Below are 15,015 nucleotides of genomic sequence, written 5' to 3'. Positions count from 1 at the left end.
TCCTACCGTCTGGCTTGCAGAAGCGGGTCTTGTCCCTCCACCCCCGACAGGTTCCTACCCTAACGCCATACAAGCGGACCTTGTCCGCGATAGCCGGAGGTTCCGGCGCGATTCGCGGATGAGATCCGCTACGCCGCTTCACCCGCGCCATTCCCCTGTAGGAGCGCGCCCTGCGCGCGAAATCGCGGGCAGGGCCCGCTCCTACAGTTTGCTGGGAGGCATGGCGTTCTCGCCCGTAGGATGGGTTGAGCGAAGCGATACCCATCGCCCCGCCCGTCTGCTCAGCTGTCTTCCAGCGGCCCCATCGCGGTGGTGTTGAAGCCGCCGTCGACGTAGAGGATTTCGCCGCTGATGCCGCTGGCCAGGTCGGAGCAGAGGAAGGCCGCGGCGTTGCCGACTTCCTCGATGGTCACGTTGCGCCGCAGCGGGGTCTGGCGTTCGTTGGCGGCGAGCATCTTGCGGAAGCTCTTGATGCCGGAGGCGGCCAGGGTGCGGATCGGGCCGGCGGACACCGCGTTGACCCGCGTGCCCTCCGGGCCCAGGCTGCCGGCCAGGTAGCGCACGCCGGCTTCCAGGCTGGCCTTGGCCATGCCCATCACGTTGTAGTTGGGCAGGGTGCGTTCGGCGCCCAGGTAGGACAGTGTCAGCAGGCTGCCGTTGCGGCCTTTCATCATCTCGCGGCCGGCCTTGGCCAGGGCGACGAAGCTGTAGGCGCTGATGTCGTGGGCGATGCGGAAGCCGTCGCGGCTGGTGACGCTGGTGAAGTCGCCGTCCAACTGGTCGCCCGGGGCGAAGCCCACCGAGTGGACGATGATGTCCAGGCCGTCCCACTGCTTGCCCAGTTCGTGGAACACCGCTTCGATGTCGGCGTCGTTGGCGACGTCGCAGGGGAAGCACAGCTCGGCGCTGGAGCCCCAGCCGGCGGCGAATTCCTCGACGCGGCCCTTGAGCTTGTCGTTCTGGTAGGTGAAGGCGAGTTGCGCGCCTTCGCGGTGCATCGCCTCGGCGATGCCCGAGGCGATGGACAGCTTGCTGGCCACGCCGACGATCAGCGCGCGTTTACCGGCTAGAAAACCCATGTTCGTCCCTTCCTTGCAGGTCAGTCTTCAAGCGCCGCCGCCGGGGCCATGAAGGCGGCCTCCAGCAGTTGCTGGGTATAGGGGTGCTGCGGCGCGCTGAAGATTTCCTGCGCCGGGCCGCCTTCGACCACCTTGCCCTGGCGGATCACCAGCAACTGGTGGCTCAGGGCCTTGACCACCGCGAGGTCGTGGCTGATGAACAGGTAGGTGAGGTTGTACTTGGCCTGCAACTGGCGCAGCAGGTCGACCACCTGGCGCTGCACCGAGCGGTCCAGCGCCGAGGTCGGCTCGTCCAGCAGGATCAGCGCCGGCTTGAGCACCAGGGCGCGGGCGATGGCGATGCGCTGGCGCTGGCCGCCGGAGAATTCGTGGGGGTAGCGGTGCCGCGCCTGCGGGTCCAGGCCGACTTCCAGCAGCGCATCGATGATCCGCTGCTGCTGTTCCTTCTCGTCGCAGATGCCGTGGATTTCCAGGCCCTCGCCGACGATCTGGCCCACCGACAGGCGCGGGCTGAGGCTGCCGTACGGGTCCTGGAAGACCACCTGCATCTCGCGGCGCAGCGGGCGCACCTCGGCCTGGTTCATGGTGTCCAGGGGGTTGCCCTCGAAGCGAATGCCGCCGCGGCTGTCGATCAGCCGCAGGATGGCCAGGCCCAGGGTGGACTTGCCCGAGCCGCTTTCGCCGACGATGCCCAGGGTCTGCCCGCGGGGCAGGCTGAAGTCGATGCCGTCCACCGCCTTGATGTGGTCCACGGTGCGGCGGAACACGCCCTTCTTGATCGGGAACCACACGCGCAGGTCCTGCACGCTCAGCAGTTCCTCGCCCGGCGGGTTGGCCGCCGGCGCGCCGCTGGGTTCGGCGCCGAGCAGCTCGCGGGTGTAGGGGTGCTGCGGGGCTTCGAACAACTGCTCGCAATCGGCCTGCTCGACGATCTTGCCCTGCTGCATCACGCACACGCGGTGGGCGATGCGCCGCACCAGGTTGAGGTCGTGGGTGATCAGCAGCAAAGCCATGCCCAGGCGCGCCTGCAGTTCGGCCAGCAGGTCGAGGATTTTCAGCTGCACGGTGACGTCCAGCGCCGTGGTCGGCTCGTCGGCGATCAGCAGCTCCGGCTCGTTGGCCAGGGCCATGGCGATCATCACCCGCTGCCGTTGGCCGCCGGACAGCTCGTGGGGGTAGGACTTCAGCCGCGTGGCCGGGTCGGGGATGCCGACCAGGTCGAGCAGTTCGAGGATGCGCGCGCGCGCCGCCTGACCCTGCAGGCCCTTGTGCAGGGCGAGCACTTCGCCGATCTGCTTCTCCACGGTGTGCAGCGGGTTCAGCGAGGTCATGGGCTCCTGGAAGACCATGGCGATGCGGTTGCCGCGGATGCCGCGCAGCTTGCGTTCCGGCGCCTTGAGCAGGTCCAGCCCGGCGTAGCGGACGCTGCCGCTGGGGTGGCTGGCCGTGGGGTAGGGCAGCAGGCGCAGGAGGGAAAGGGCGGTGACCGACTTGCCCGAGCCGCTTTCGCCGACCAGGGCCAGGGTCTCGCCGCGGCGGATGTCGAAGCTGACCTTGTCCACGGCGTGGACGCATTCCTCGCCGCAGGCGAAGTCGACGCAAAGGTCGCGGATTTCCACCAGGTTGTCTTGGGCGCTCTGGCTCATCTCACTTCCTCGGGTCGAAGGCATCGCGGGCGGCCTCGCCGATGAACACCAGCAGGCTGAGCATCAGCGCCAGCACCACGAAGGCGCTGATCCCCAGCCACGGCGCCTGCAGGTTGGACTTGCCCTGGGCGACCAGCTCGCCGAGGGACGGCGAGCCGGCCGGCAGGCCGAAGCCGAGGAAGTCCAGGGAGGTCAGGGTGGCGATGGCGCCGGTGAGGATGAAGGGCATGAAGGTCAGGGTGGAGATCATCGCGTTGGGCAGGATGTGGCGGAACATGATCTTGCCGTTCTTCATGCCCAGGGCGCGGGCCGCGCGCACGTATTCCAGGTTGCGCCCGCGGAGGAACTCGGCGCGCACCACGTCCACCAGGCTCATCCAGGAGAACAGCAGCATGATGCCCAGCAGCCACCAGAAGTTCGGCTGCACGAAGCTGGCGAGGATGATCAGCAGGTAGAGCACCGGCAGGCCCGACCAGATTTCCAGGAAGCGCTGGCCGAGCAGGTCGACCCAGCCGCCGTAGAAGCCCTGCAGGGCGCCGACCAGCACGCCGATCAGCGAGCTGAGCAGGGTCAGCACCAGGGCGAACAGCACAGACACGCGGAAGCCGTAGATCACCCGCGCCAGCACGTCGCGGGCCTGGTCGTCGGTGCCCAGCAGGTTTTCCCGGCTCGGCGCCGAGGGCACCGGCACGCGCAGGTCGTAGTTGATGCTGTCGTAGCTGTAGGCGATCGGCGGCCAGAGCACCCAGGCGTCCTTGTCGGCCAGCAGCTGGCGCATGTAGGGCGCCTTGTAGTTGCCCTCCAGGGGGAACTCGCCGCCGAACACGGTCTCCGGGTAGCGCTTGAGCACCGGGAAGTACCATTGCCCGTCGTAGCGCACCGCCAGCGGCTTGTCGTTGGCGATCAGCTCGGCGCCCAGGCTCAGCCCGAACAGCGCGAGGAACAGCCACAGCGACCACCAGCCGCGCTTGTTGGCCTTGAAGCGCGCCCAGCGGCGCTGGTTCATCGGGGACAGGCGCATCGGATCACTCCCGGTTCTCGAAGTCGATGCGCGGATCGACGAGGGTGTAGAGGACGTCGCTGACCAGCTTCATGATCAGACCGAACAGGGTGAAGATGAACAGGGTGCCGAACACCACCGGGTAGTCGCGGTTGAGCGCCGACTCGAAGCTGAGCAGGCCCAGGCCGTCGAGGGAGAAGATCACCTCGATCAGCAGCGAGCCGGTGAAGAACACCCCCAGCAGCGCCGAGGGCAGGCCGGCGATGATCAGCAGCATGGCGTTGCGGAACACGTGGCCGTAGAGCACCTGGCGCTCGGTCAGGCCCTTGGCGCGGGCGGTGACCACGTACTGCTTGCCGATCTCGTCGAGGAAGCTGTTCTTGGTCAGCAGGGTGATGGTGGCGAAGTTGCCGATGACCAGGGCGGTGATCGGCAGGGCCAGGTGCCAGAAGTAGTCCTTTACCTTGCCGAAGGTGCTCAGCTCGTCGAAGTCGTTGGAGGTCAGCCCGCGCAGGGGGAACCAGTCCCAGTAGCTGCCGCCGGCGAACAGCACCACCAGCAGGATGGCGAAGAGGAAGGCGGGGATGGCGTAGCCGATGATGATCGCCGAGCTGGTCCAGATGTCGAACTGGCTGCCGTTGCGCACCGCCTTGGCGATGCCCAGGGGGATGGACACCAGGTACATGATCAGGGTGCTCCACAGCCCCAGGGAGATGGACACCGGCAGCTTCTCGATGATCAGGTCGGTGACCTTGGCGTCGCGGAAGAAGCTGCTGCCGAAGTCCAGGTGCACGTAGTTCTTGAGCATGATCCAGAAGCGCTCGGGCGCCGGCTTGTCGAAGCCGTACATGCGCTCGATCTCCTTCACCAGTTCCGGGTCCAGGCCCTGGCCGCCGCGGTAGTGCGAGCCGCCGGAGGAGGCCAGCTCGCCGCCGGAGCCGGCGATGCGCCCGGTGGCCCCGCCGGCGGCGGCGTTGACGCCTTCGAGCTTGGCGATCATCTGGTCCACCGGCCCGCCGGGGGCGGCCTGGATGATGATGAAGTTGATCAGCAGGATGCCGAACAGCGTCGGCACGATCAGCAGCAGGCGGCGCAGGATGTAGGCGAGCATCAGCGGGTCTCCTGCGCCTGGGCCGCGGCCTGGGTCGGCTCGGCCTTGTCGCGGGCCTGCCACCAGGTCATCAGCGCGTAGCTGTAGGGCGGCAGCTTGGCGGGGTGGGCGATGCGGTTCCAGTAGGCCAGGCGCCAGGTGTCCAGGTACCAGTTGGGCACCACGTAGTGGCCCCACTGCAGGGCGCGGTCCAGGGCGCGGGCGTGGCGCACCAGGGATTCGCGCGAGTCGGCCTTGATCAGGCCGTCCACCAGCTCGTCGATGGCCGGGTCGCGCAGGCCGATGAAGTTGCGGCTGCCGGGGTTGTCGGCGCTGGCCGAATGCCAGAACTCGCGCTGCTCGTTGCCCGGCGAGTTGGACTGCGGCCAACTGGCGACCATCATGTCGAAGTCCCGCGAGCGCAGGCGGTTGATGTACTGGGAGATGTCCACCACGCGGATCTGCATGTCGATGCCCAGCTCGGCGAGGTTGCGCTTGTAGGGCAGCAGCACGCGCAGGAAGTCGGCCTGCACCAGCATGAACTCGAAGCTCAGCGGCTTGCCGTCGGGGCCGACCATGCGGTCGTCGACGATCTTGTAGCCGGCCTCCAGCAGCAGCTTGTAGGCCTTGCGCTTCTGCTCGCGGATGATGCCGCTGCCGTCGCTGACCGGCGGCTCGTAGACTCTGTCGAAGACCTGCGGCGGCAACTTGCCGCGCAGCGGTTCGAGGATCGCCAGCTCCTGCGCGTCGGGCAGTTCGTGGGCGGCCATCTCGGAGTTCTCGAAGTAGCTGCGGTCGCGCTTGTAGGAGCCGAAGAACAGCTGCTTGTTGGTCCACTCGAAGTCGAACAGCAGGCTGATGGCCTCGCGCACCCGCGCGTCCTGGAACACCGGGCGGCGGAGGTTGAAGGCGAAGCCCTGCATGCCCCAGGGGTTGTCGTTGTGCAGCTCCTGGCGGACGATGCGGCCGTCGCGTATCGCCGGCGAGTCGTAGGCGGTGGCCCAGTTCTTCGCGATGCGCTCCTCGTTGAAGTCGAACTGCCCGGCCTTGAAGGCTTCCAGGGCCACGGTCAGGTCGCGGTAGGAGTCCACCACCACGGCGTCGAAGTTGTTGAAGCCGCGGTTCACCGGCAGGTCTTTGGCCCAGTAGTCCTTGACCCGCTCGTAGCGGATCGAGCGGCCCGGGTCGACCTTGGCGACGCGGTAGGGGCCGCTGCCCAGCGGCGGCTCCAGGCTGGTCTTGGCGAAGTCGCGGCTGGCCCACCAGTGCTTGGGCAGTATCTGCAACTGGCCGAGGATCAGCGGCAGCTCGCGGTTGCCCGGGCGCTTGAAGTCGAAGCGCACGCGCAGCTTGTCCTCGGCCACCACCTTGTCGACGTCCGCGTAGTAGTTGCGGTACATGGGGTCGCCCTGCTTGATCAGCGTTTCGAAGGTGAAGACCACGTCGTCGGCGGTGACCGGGGTGCCGTCGTTGAAGCGCGCCTGGGGGCGCAGGTAGAAGCGCACGAAGCGCTGCTCGGGGTCCTTCTCGATCTTCTCGGCGAGCAGGCCGTATTCGGTGAAGGGCTCGTCGAGGGAGTGGAAGGTCAGGGTGTCGTAGATCAGGCTGATCTGCGAGGCCGGGTTGCCCTTGGGGATGAACGGGTTGAGGCTGTCGAAGCCGCCGGTGTCGGAGAGCCGCAGGGTGCCGCCCTTGGGGGCGTCGGGGTTGACGAAGTCGAAGTGGCGGTAGCCGGCCGGGTATTTCGGCGCCTCGTCGTAGAGGGTGATGGCATGTTGCGGCGCGGCCTGCAGGCCGGCGCCCAGGCCGAGCAGGCCGAGCAGGAGGAGGGCGCGGAGCTTCATCGACGGCGCTCCGCCGCCGATCCGGTGGTGGGCGCGGGTGCGGGGCGAGGGGCGCTGGTCGGCATTCTGGGCATGGTCTGCTCGTAGGTGCGTTCGGGCTGGCATCGTTTGTACTGGTTGGGGCCGGTCCCGTGCAAGGGGCGGCAGCGGACGCACGACGCGGCGGGCGACGGCGCGCCGGCGTTTGCACGGGCGTCCCGAGAGGGCCACGGTAACAGCTTGTATTGCGGGGAAAAAGCTCGGGCCGGATGCTTAGGCCGTGCTTTCGGGGAAAAAGTTGCCGGGGGCGGGCGGCTCCGTGCTCGGCGCCGAGGGAGCTGTGGCCAAGGTCAAACGGCGGATAACGCCGTAGGCGTTATGCGCCCTACGCCAGGGCCACCCTGGGCGTAGGGCGAATAACCGTTCGCGGTTATCCGCCGTTACACCGCGATTCCCGCCAACGCCATGGCTGGGCCGGACGGGAAATCAACGGCTCGCGGTATCGAGATAAAGCGTCAACGTCTGCCCAGGCTTGAGCGCATGGGCGCTGCTGCGCGGGTTCCAGCGCTTGATGTGCTGCATCTCGACGTTGAAGCGCTTGGCGATCAGGTACATGGAATCGCCCTGCTTGACCTTGTAGTAGGTCGCCGCTTCCTGCTGCTGCTTGGCCTTGCCGCTGGCGCCGCTGCGTGATGCCAGCTGGGTGGCGCCTTGCAGCTTGAGCACCTGGCCGGGCTTGACGCCGTGGCTGTCCAGGCCGTTCCAGCGCTTCAGGTCGTCGACGCCGACGCCGGTGGCGCGGGCGATCTGCCAGAGGTTGTCGCCGCTCTTGACCTTGTAGCTGCGGGTGGCGTTGGCCAGGCTGGGCGCCTTGGTCGCGCCGGCCTTGGCCACCTGGCGCGCGGGCTCCAGTTCCGGCATGCGGCTGCCCTTGGCCGGGATCAGCAGCGCCTGGCCGTTGCGCACGCGGTTGGAACTCAGGCGGTTGCTGCTCTTGAGCTCGGCCACGCTGATGCCGTGCTTGGCCGCGATGCTGCGCAGGCTATCGCCGCGGCGCACCTTGTACTGCTTCCAGCTCACCAGGTCCTGGGGCTGCAGGGAGGCGAGGCCGGCCTTGAGCCGCTCCACCTTCTCCTTGGGCACCAGCAGCTGCTGCGGGCCGTCCATGGTGATGCGGCGCTTGAAGGCCGGGTTGAGCAGGTACAGCTCGTCCTCGTCGAGTTCGGCCAGCGCCGCGACGCGCGACAGGTCCAGGCCGGGCTTGACCTTCACCGCGGCGAAGTAGGATTCGTTGGCGATGGGGTTGAGGTTGATGCCGTAGGCTTCCGGCGACATCACCAGCTGCGACAGGGCCAGCAGCTTGGGCACGTAGTCCTGGGTTTCCTGGGGCAGCGGCAGGTTCCAGTAGTCGGTCGGCAGGCCAAGCTTCTGGTTGCGCTCGATGGCGCGGCTGACGGTGCCTTCGCCGGCGTTGTAGGCGGCCAGGGCGAGCAGCCAGTCGCCGTTGAACATGTCGTGCAGGCGGTTCAGGTAGGTCAGCGCCGCGTTGGTCGAGGCCTTGATGTCGCGGCGGCCGTCGTACCAACTGGTCTGGCGCAGGTTGAAGTGGGTGCCGGTGGTGGGGATGAACTGCCACAGGCCCACCGCCTGGGCGCGGGACACGGCCAGGGGGTTGTAGGCGCTCTCGATCATCGGCAGCAGCGCCAGTTCCAGCGGCATCTGCCGCTCTTCCAGGCGCTCCACCACGTAGTGCATGTAGGGGCTGCCGCGCTCGGAGGCCTGCTCGATGAAGGCCTGGTTGCTGACGAACCACAGGCGCTGGCGTTCGATGCGCGGGTTGGTGTCGGTGGCGTCGGCCTGCAGCTGGAAGCCGTGGCGCATGCGCTGCCAGATGTCGCTGTCGGCGTAGGCCGGGTTGAACTGTACGTCCACCGCGCGGCTGGCGGGGCGGTAGGTCAGGGTGTCCTGGTCGGTGCCGCTGTGCTGGCTGGTCTGGCAGCCGGCGAGGGCGCCGGCGCCGAGCAGGACGGAGACTCGTATGGCACGAGCCAATGCGTCTAGATCGCTGGTCTTACTGGTCTTTGGCGGCATTGGCGGATGACTTTGTCCAGGGTAAAAATTTCGGGGATTCTAGAAACCGCGCCGGACGTGGTCAAGATTTCGCCAGACCTCAGAATTTATCTTTCCATTGCCGAATGACCGCAAAAACCTCTGCGGGGCTGGCTGTCGGCCCGCCGTTCCGCTCGTCGGCGGCTTTTTTAACGCTGTTTTCCGAGGTGCGCAAAAAGGGGTTGGTGGCCCGTTCCAGGGCGATGCTGGAGGGCAGGCTGATGCGGCCCTGCTCGCGCCAGGCGGCGACCTCGTCGAAGCGCGCGGCCAGCTCGGCGTTGCCGGGCTCCACCGCGCGGGCGAAGCGCAGGTTGCTCAGGGTGTATTCGTGGGCGCAGTACACGCCGGTGGCGCCCGGCAGCGCGGCGAGGCGGCCCAGGGAGGCGTGCATCTGCGCCGGGGTGCCCTCGAACAGGCGGCCGCAGCCGCCGGCGAACAGGGTGTCGCCGCAGAACAGCAGGGGCGCGTCGGCGTCCGCATGGTAGTAGGCGATGTGCCCGAGGGTGTGGCCGGGCACTTCGATGATCTCGAAGCCCAGCCCCAGCACTTCGATCTGGTCGCCGTCGCGCAGCGTCAGGTCGATGGCCGGGATGCGCTCGCCTGCCGGGCCCAGCACGCGGGCGCCGCTGGTCTGTTTCAGGCGCGCCACGCCGCCGACGTGGTCCTGGTGGTGGTGGGTGACCAGGATGTCGGCCAGGCGCCAGCCCGGGTGCGCGGCCAGCCAGGCCTCCACCGGCGCGGCGTCGCCCGGGTCGACCACCGCGCAGGTCCGGGTGGTCACATCCTGCAACAGCCAGATGTAGTTGTCGGAAAAGGCGGGTAGCGCGTCGATCTGTATCATGGCCGGATGTCGCTAAGCGGAATAGGTTGGCGCATAGTAGTGCGAATGTGCCGTCCTGTGTTCGCCGAACGGCGTCGACCGCCCTCCCGGCGGCGACAGCCAACCTGTTTCAGGGGGTGGTGAGAATGGAACGAGAACCCTTCGCCCAGGCCGATGCCGACTGGCTGGAGCTGATCGCCGAGGCGCGCGACTGGTTCGCCGGGCCGCTGGGCGCCATGATGCTGGCCGAGGAGCAGCGCCTGCTCTGCGACGAGCTGCAGCGCTACTTCGGCGGCTACCTGGTGCACTACGGCCCGCACGCCGAGCTGCCGGAGAGCACCGGCAACATCCAGCGCGGCGTGCGCCTGGGGCCGCCGTTGCCGGGGGTGGAGATCGCCTGCGACGAATGCGCCTGGCCGTTGGGCGAGCACGCCGCCGACGTGGTGCTGCTGCAGCACGGCCTGGACTTCTGCCTGTCGCCGCACCGCCTGCTGCGCGAAGCCGCGCGCAGCGTGCGCCCCGGTGGGCACCTGCTGGTGATCGGCGTCAACCCGCGCAGCGCCTGGGGGCTGCGGCATTATTTCGCTTCCGACGGCCTGGGCCGGGCGCGCTGCATTTCCCCCGGGCGCGTCTGCGACTGGCTCAACCTGCTGGGCTTCGCGCTGGAGAAACGCCGCTTCGGGTGCTATCGTCCGCCGCTTGCCTCGGCTGTCTGGCAGGCGCGCCTGGCGCGCATGGAAGGCTGGGGCGCGGGCCTGAAGGGCACCGGCGCCGGCTTCTACCTGCTGGTGGCGCGCAAGCTGGTGGTCGGCCTGCGGCCGTTGCGCCAGGCCCGCCGCGAGGCCCGCGGCCAACTGGTGCCGCTGCCGGTGGCCAAGGTCAGCCGGCGGGATTCCGAAATCTAGCGACGGCCTTCGCCAGTCCCTCGTGCCACCATCCCGGGGCGGGACGCCGCGGGCCGTACTGAAGGTGATATGAGCGAAGAAGAGAAGGTCGTCATCTATACCGACGGCGCCTGCAAGGGCAACCCCGGCCGCGGTGGCTGGGGCGCGGTGCTGTTCTACAAGGGCGCCGAGCGCGAACTCTGGGGCGGCGAGCTGGAGACCACCAACAACCGCATGGAGCTGACGGCGGCCATCATGGCCCTGGCGGCGCTCAAGCGGTCCTGCGAGATCCGCCTGGTCACCGACTCCGAGTACGTGATGAAAGGCATCAAGGAATGGCTGCCTAACTGGAAGAAGCGCGGCTGGAAGACCGCTGCCAAGCAGCCGGTGAAGAATGCCGACCTGTGGCAGGCGCTGGACGAGCAGGTCAACCGGCATAATGTCGAATGGCAGTGGGTGCGCGGCCACACCGGGCACCCCGGCAACGAGCGCGCCGACATGCTCGCCAACCGCGGCGTCGCCGAACTGCCACGCTGAATAATGCAACGGGCGCCCGCGGGCGCCCTCCCTGGTCAAAGCAACAAGGTCCCGAAATGCGCAGCGTCGTACTGGATACCGAAACCACCGGCATGCCGGTCACCGATGGCCACCGGATCATCGAGATCGGCTGCGTCGAGCTGGAAGGCCGCCGCCTCACCGGCCGCCACTTCCACGTCTACCTGCAGCCCGATCGCGAGATCGACGAGGGCGCCATCGCCGTCCACGGCATCACCAACGAGTTCGTCAAGGACAAGCCGCGCTTCCGCGAGGTGGCCGACGAGTTCTACGAGTTCATCCACGGCGCCCAGCTGATCATCCACAACGCGGCGTTCGACATCGGCTTCATCAACAACGAGTTCGCCCTGCTGGGGCAGAGCGAGCGCGCCGAGGTCAGCGACTACTGCTCGGTGCTCGACACCCTGATGATGGCCCGCGAGCGCCACCCGGGGCAGCGCAACAACCTCGACGCCCTGTGCAAGCGTTACGGCGTCGACAACTCCGGCCGCGACCTGCACGGCGCACTGCTCGACGCCGAGATTCTCGCCGACGTCTACCTGGCGATGACTGGTGGCCAGACCAGCCTGTCGCTGGCCGGCCAGGGCGCCGAGGGCGACGGCAGCGGCCGCCCGCAGCCCAGCGCGATCCGCCGCCTGGCGGCCGGCCGCGCGCTGACCCGGGTGATCCGCGCCAGCGACGAGGAACTGGCGGCCCACGCCGCGCGCCTGGCCGCGGTAGAAAAATCCGCCGGCGGCCCCTCGCTATGGGCGCAGATGGACGCCCCCGCCGCACAGGAATAGCCATCGGCGTAGGGCGTATAACCGTTCGAGGTTATCCGCCGTTTCACCTTGGCCCCAGGCCACTGCGGAGCCAAACCCGAAGCCCCTGTCCCGGCCGCCCCGACCCTGACCGTGAAGCCGGGCATGGACTCGGGCCATATCGGTGTACAACCGCGAACGGTTGTACGCCCTACGGCTCCGCCCAGCCCCTGGTCCGCTCCACCGCCTTCTTCCAGCCCGCGTACAGCCGCTCCCGCTTGGCCGCCTCGCAGTTGGGCTGGAACACCCGCTCGATCACCGCCTTGCCCTTCAACTCGTCCAGGCCCTGCCAGAAGCCACTGGCCAGCCCCGCCAGCACGGCGGCGCCCAGCGCCGTGGTCTCGCGCATCTGCGGGCGTTCCACCGGCGTGCCGAGGATGTCGGCCTGGAACTGCATGAGGAAGTTGTTGGCCACCGCGCCGCCGTCCACGCGCAGGGCGCGCAAGGGCTCGCTGGCGTCCTGCTGCATGGCGTCGAGCACGTCGCGGGTCTGGTAGGCGATGGATTCCAGGGTGGCGCGGATCAGGTGGTCGGCCTTCACCCCGCGGGTCAGGCCGAACAGCGCGCCGCGGGCGTACGGGTCCCAGTAGGGCGCGCCCAGGCCGGTGAAGGCCGGCACCAGGTAGACGCCGTTGCTGTCCTTGACCTTGCTGGCGAAGTACTCGGAATCGTGGGCGTCGTTGATCACCTTCAGCTCGTCGCGCAGCCACTGCACCGTGGAGCCGCCGTTGAACACCGCGCCTTCCAGGGCGTACTGCGGCTCGCCGCGGGGGCCGCAGGCAATGGTGGTGAGCAGGCCGTGGCTGGACTTCACCGCCTTGGCGCCGGTGTGCATCAGCAGGAAGCAGCCGGTGCCGTAGGTGTTCTTCGCCTGGCCGGGCTCCACACAGAGCTGGCCGAACAGCGCGGCCTGCTGGTCGCCGGCGATCCCGGCGATGGGCGTGCGGTGTACGCCCAGGCCACCGACCCGCGCCTGGCCGAACACCCCGGAGGAGGCCTGCACCCTCGGCAGCATGGCCCGGGGAATGTCCAGGGCCGCCAGCAGGCGGTCGTCCCAGTCGAGCTTGTGGATGTCGAACAGCAGCGTGCGCGAGGCGTTGCTGTAGTCGGTGACGTGCACTTCGCCCTCGGTGAGCTTCCACACCAGCCAGCTGTCCACGGTGCCGAACAGCAGTTCGCCGCGGCGGGCGCGCTCGCGGGCGCCGTCGACGTTGTCGAGGATCCACTTCAGCTTGGTGCCGGAGAAATAGGGGTCGATGACCAGCCCGGTGGTGTCGCGGATGTAGGGCTCCAGGCCGTCGGCGCGCAGTTGCTCGCAGATGCCCGCGCTGCGCCGGCATTGCCAGACGATGGCGTTGTGGATCGGCCGGCCCGTGGCCTTGTCCCACACCACCGTGGTCTCGCGCTGGTTGGTGATGCCGATGGCGGCCACCTCGCCGAAGCCGATGCTGGCCTGGGCCAGGGCCTCGACCAGGGTCGAACTCTGGGTGGCCCAGATTTCCATGGGGTCGTGCTCGACCCAGCCGGCCTGGGGGTAGATCTGCGCGAACTCGCGCTGGGCCACGCTGACCACGTTGGCGTCGCGGTCGAAGATGATGGCGCGGGAACTGGTGGTGCCCTGGTCGAGGGCGACGATGTATTTCTTGTGCTGGCTGTCGGTCATGACGTTGGCCTTGTGCTGCATCCGGCAGAGCCCGGGTCGTCTGCGACCTTAGGCCATTCCGCGCGCCGGGTGAAGGGCCGCGCGCGGGCGGCGGTGGCGGATTCGGCCGCCGGCCCTTGCTATGCTTGGGCATCGTTCACGGACAGACCCCGGACCGCCATGACCCCCGCCATCGACCTGCTGAAGAAGGCCCGCGCCGAGCACCGCGTGCTGAGCTACGAACACGATCCCAAGGCGCCGTCCTACGGCCTGGAGGCCGCCGAGAAGCTCGGCCTGGAGCCGGCGCGGGTGTTCAAGACGCTGCTCGCCGCCACCGAGAAGGGCGAACTGCTGGTGGCCGTGGTGCCGGTGGCCGGCAGCCTCGACCTGAAGGCCCTGGCCCACGCCGCCGGGGCGAAGAAGGCCGACATGGCCGACCCCGCCGCCGCGCAGCGCGCCACCGGCTACCTGGTCGGCGGCATCAGCCCGCTGGGGCAGAAGAAGCGCCTGCGCACCTTCATCGACGAGTCCGCCCGGCAGTACCCGAGCATCCACGTCAGCGCCGGGCGCCGCGGCCTGGAGGTGGAGCTGAGCGCCGAGACCCTGGCCGGGCTGACCTCGGCCAGTTTCGCCGCCATCGGCCGGGCCTGAGGGCACGACTGTGCCGATGCGAAAGTCGCACACTGTATAGCAGCGCCGAACGCGCGGGACGGCATGCTGGAGCCCCATTCAGAGGAGAACGCCATGCAGCTCGAATTCCACCAGGTCGATGCCTTCACCCATCGTCCGTTCGCCGGCAACCCGGCCATGGTCTATCGCCTGGACGCCTGGCTGGCCGACGAGCTGATGCAGAACATCGCCGCCGAGCACAACCTGTCGGAGACCGCCTTTCTGGTCCGCGAGGCTGATGGCTGGCGCATCCGCTGGTTCACCCCGACCGCCGAGGTGCCGCTGTGCGGCCACGCCACCCTGGCCAGCGCCCATGTGCTGTTCGAGGTGTTCGGCGAGCCGGGCGAGCGCCTGGAGCTGAACTCGCTGTCCGGCCCGCTGCGGGTGTACCGCGAGGACCAGCGCCTGGCCCTGGACTTCCCGGCGCAGCCGCCCCACGAGGCGGGCAGCACCGTGGAGCTGGAGCAGGCCCTGGGCCTGCCGGTGGTCGATGCGCTGAGCACCACGGCGCACCTGATGGTGTTGCTGGAATCGGAAGAGGCGGTGCGCGCCTGCAAGCCGGACTTCGTCGCCCTGGCGAAGCTGCCGTACCTGGGCGTGATCGTCACCGCGCGCGGGGAGGGCGACCACGACTTCGTCTCGCGCTTCTTCGCCCCGGCCATCGGCATCAACGAAGACCCGGTGACCGGCGCCGCCCACTGCTGCCTGATCCCGTATTGGTCGCAGCGCCTGAGCAAGCTGCAGCTGCGCGCCTTGCAGTGCTCGGCCCGCGGCGGCGAACTCTGGTGCCGGCTGGAAGGCGACCGCGTGCGCATCGCCGGCCAGGCGCGGCTGGTGGCGAGTGGGCGGTTGGTGATTTGACGGTGGGCTTGGGTGTTGCGGCGTATAACCGCGAACG

At 68.5% G+C, this 15,015-nt stretch carries 13 protein-coding genes; 5 read left to right on the top strand and 8 right to left on the bottom strand.

Annotated features, from left to right (window positions below; all coding sequences use genetic code 11):
* Positions 1–281: 281 nt before the first annotated feature.
* The 7 genes from fabI to gloB form a co-directional block, all read right to left on the bottom strand.
* Positions 282–1,079: an enoyl-ACP reductase FabI gene (gene fabI / locus RN02_RS16810; protein ID WP_043315404.1), complete on the bottom strand. Its 798-nt coding sequence runs from the start codon at positions 1,077–1,079 to the stop codon at positions 282–284.
* A 20-nt stretch (positions 1,080–1,099) separates the two neighbouring features.
* A complete protein-coding gene (locus tag RN02_RS16805) occupies positions 1,100–2,725 on the bottom strand; it encodes an ABC transporter ATP-binding protein (RefSeq protein WP_043315403.1) in 1,626 nt (541 codons plus the stop codon).
* 1 nt (position 2,726) lies between these two features.
* A complete protein-coding gene (locus tag RN02_RS16800) occupies positions 2,727–3,746 on the bottom strand; it encodes an ABC transporter permease (RefSeq protein WP_043315401.1) in 1,020 nt (339 codons plus the stop codon).
* Positions 3,747–3,750: 4 nt separating this feature from the next.
* Positions 3,751–4,836 (bottom strand): microcin C ABC transporter permease YejB, encoded by a 1,086-nt coding sequence (locus RN02_RS16795; RefSeq protein WP_009619104.1) that lies wholly within the window; start codon positions 4,834–4,836, stop codon positions 3,751–3,753.
* Positions 4,836–6,659 (bottom strand): extracellular solute-binding protein, encoded by a 1,824-nt coding sequence (locus tag RN02_RS16790; protein ID WP_043315400.1) that lies wholly within the window; start codon positions 6,657–6,659, stop codon positions 4,836–4,838. Before RN02_RS16790 ends, RN02_RS16795 begins: the two co-directional genes overlap by 1 nt.
* A 465-nt stretch (positions 6,660–7,124) precedes the next feature.
* Positions 7,125–8,729, bottom strand: coding sequence for a LysM peptidoglycan-binding domain-containing protein (locus RN02_RS16785; RefSeq protein ID WP_043266958.1), 1,605 nt, complete (start codon positions 8,727–8,729; stop codon positions 7,125–7,127).
* Between the two features lie 79 nt (positions 8,730–8,808).
* Positions 8,809–9,588, bottom strand: coding sequence for a hydroxyacylglutathione hydrolase (gene gloB, locus RN02_RS16780; RefSeq protein WP_043315399.1), 780 nt, complete (start codon positions 9,586–9,588; stop codon positions 8,809–8,811).
* Positions 9,589–9,713: 125 nt separating this feature from the next.
* Here gloB and RN02_RS16775 point away from each other — a divergent pair, with 125 nt between their 5' ends.
* From RN02_RS16775 to dnaQ, 3 genes are all read left to right on the top strand, one after another.
* Positions 9,714–10,472 carry a class I SAM-dependent methyltransferase gene (locus tag RN02_RS16775; RefSeq protein ID WP_043315398.1) on the top strand — a complete coding sequence of 253 codons (759 nt, stop codon included), beginning with the start codon at positions 9,714–9,716 and terminating at the stop codon, positions 10,470–10,472.
* A 69-nt stretch (positions 10,473–10,541) separates the two neighbouring features.
* Positions 10,542–10,988 carry a ribonuclease HI gene (rnhA, locus tag RN02_RS16770; RefSeq protein ID WP_009619116.1) on the top strand — a complete coding sequence of 149 codons (447 nt, stop codon included), beginning with the start codon at positions 10,542–10,544 and terminating at the stop codon, positions 10,986–10,988.
* A gap of 56 nt (positions 10,989–11,044) precedes the next feature.
* Positions 11,045–11,788: a DNA polymerase III subunit epsilon gene (gene dnaQ / locus RN02_RS16765; protein WP_043266954.1), complete on the top strand. Its 744-nt coding sequence runs from the start codon at positions 11,045–11,047 to the stop codon at positions 11,786–11,788.
* Between the two features lie 169 nt (positions 11,789–11,957).
* Here dnaQ and glpK read toward each other — a convergent pair whose 3' ends face one another.
* Positions 11,958–13,469 (bottom strand): glycerol kinase GlpK, encoded by a 1,512-nt coding sequence (glpK, locus tag RN02_RS16760; RefSeq protein WP_043315406.1) that lies wholly within the window; start codon positions 13,467–13,469, stop codon positions 11,958–11,960.
* Between the two features lie 159 nt (positions 13,470–13,628).
* Here glpK and ybaK point away from each other — a divergent pair, with 159 nt between their 5' ends.
* Together ybaK and RN02_RS16750 are read left to right on the top strand one after the other, a co-directional pair.
* A complete protein-coding gene (ybaK, locus tag RN02_RS16755; RefSeq protein WP_043266952.1) occupies positions 13,629–14,099 on the top strand; it encodes a Cys-tRNA(Pro) deacylase in 471 nt (156 codons plus the stop codon).
* A gap of 93 nt (positions 14,100–14,192) precedes the next feature.
* On the top strand, positions 14,193–14,978 hold the full coding sequence (locus RN02_RS16750; protein ID WP_043315397.1) for a PhzF family phenazine biosynthesis protein: 786 nt from the start codon (positions 14,193–14,195) through the stop codon (positions 14,976–14,978).
* The last annotated feature ends 37 nt before the right edge of the window (positions 14,979–15,015 follow it).

Source organism: Pseudomonas sp. PI1 (genome assembly GCF_000812405.1).
Lineage (GTDB): Bacteria > Pseudomonadota > Gammaproteobacteria > Pseudomonadales > Pseudomonadaceae > Pseudomonas > Pseudomonas citronellolis.
Note: the sequence above shows the minus strand (reverse complement) of the source record. Positions and strands in the feature narration are given on the sequence as shown.